The organism is Litoribacillus peritrichatus (assembly GCF_039537985.1).
Lineage (GTDB): Bacteria > Pseudomonadota > Gammaproteobacteria > Pseudomonadales > Litoribrevibacteraceae > Litoribacillus > Litoribacillus peritrichatus.
In genome coordinates this window covers 621,150-622,849 of sequence record NZ_BAABBN010000012.1, presented here as the reverse complement: position 1 = coordinate 622,849, position 1,700 = coordinate 621,150, and the positions used below count along the sequence as shown (strand labels likewise).

Genomic DNA, 1,700 nt, shown 5'->3' with positions numbered 1-1,700 from the left:
ATAAAAATGGCACTGCCTCGGACGTCAGCAGTACCACCTATAATCTGGCTGGCGCGGATAACTGGATGGCAGGCGCAGCGGCGTCCGTTGATATCTCCGATACTGTGGTCAATGGCATTACTGTAAGCAATGTCACAGTGCCAACCATCACTTCGGCGACTTACGATGCCACGACGGGTGTGGTGACGGTGACGGGCACCAACCTGCGCAATCAAAACGGGGCGGCAAACGATGTGGATGTGTCTTTACTGACGATCACTGGGGATGCGGGCGTAACCTACACCTTGACCAGTGCCAGCGACGTTGAAATCACTTCGGCCACCCAATTCTCGGTCACTTTGTCCGGGACCGATAAAACCAATATTGATGGTTTGCTGAATAAAAACGGCACCAGCTCAGACGACAGCACCACTTACAACCTGGCGGTTGCGGATAATTGGATGCCTGCCACTCTGGCCTCCGCGAACTCCGAAGACCTGACCGGCAATGGCATTACGGTCAGTAATGTGACGGTTCCGGCCATCGCGTCCTCCACTTATAACTTCACCACTGGCGTGTTGAGTGTGACGGGCACCAACTTCCGTCATCTGTCCGGTGCCAGCAATGATGTGGATGTCACTAAGTTATCGCTCACAGGGGAAGGCAATAATAGCTACACCCTGACCGGCGCGAGTGTCGAAATCACTTCAGCCACGGCATTTACTGTGACGCTAAGTGAAACGGACCTCATCAACGTCAATGGCTTGCTGAATAAAAACGGGACGTCCGCTGAAGATACCGTCTCGTATAATCTTGCCGCCGCAGACGACTGGATGCCTGCGGCATTGAGTGCGACGGACATCGCCGATGCCACCGCGACGGTCACCGTCAGCAGCGTGAATACGCCGAGCATCACCTCAATTACTTACGATTACGATACGGGGATTGTCACCGTCACCGGCCTTAACTTTGTGAAAAAGTTTGGTGCAGCCAACGATGTGGACATATCGCTGCTGACCTTTACCGGCGAGAATGGCGCGACTTATACCCTGACCAGTGCCACCGACATTGAAATTACTTCGTCTACCAGCTTTACCTTTACGCTGACCGGTGCAGACCTTACAGGGGTGAACGCGCTGGTGACGGCCAATGGCACCACCGCCGGCAGCGGCACGACCTATAATGTGTCTGCTGCGGATAATTGGATGGCAGGCACGGCCATCAGTACCAACATTGCAGATACCACGGGCAACACCATCACGGTCAGTAATGCGCCCACGCCGACAATCACCTCTGCTGCGTATGATGCAACGACAGGCACGCTGGTCGTGACGGGCAGTAGCTTTGTGGCGAAATCCGGTGCATTGAACGATGTGGCGGTGTCTAAACTGACCCTGACCGGCGAAGCCTCGGGTACTTATACCTTGACCAGCAGCGATGTGGAAATTGACTCAGGTACTCAGTTTACCGTTATCTTGAATGCCGCTGATAAACGCACCGTGAATGGGTTACTGAATACCAACGGGACACAGTCGGATGACAGTACCACTTATAACCTGGCGGCAGCGGATGACTTTATTGCCGACAGAACGGCGGGAGACAGCAGCGACACCACCGGCAACGCCATTACGGTCAGCAATGTGGTGAGTCCACAAATAACCAGTGCCGCCTACGATGCGACTACCGGCGCATTGGTGGTCACCGGGACTAACTTTGTGCAC

1 protein-coding gene is annotated in these 1,700 nt (G+C 54.4%); it reads left to right on the top strand.

The features are described 5' to 3' along the window. Positions 1-1,700: beta strand repeat-containing protein (locus ABD744_RS19330; protein ID WP_344800225.1), on the top strand; the 1,700-nt coding region annotated here is incomplete at both ends.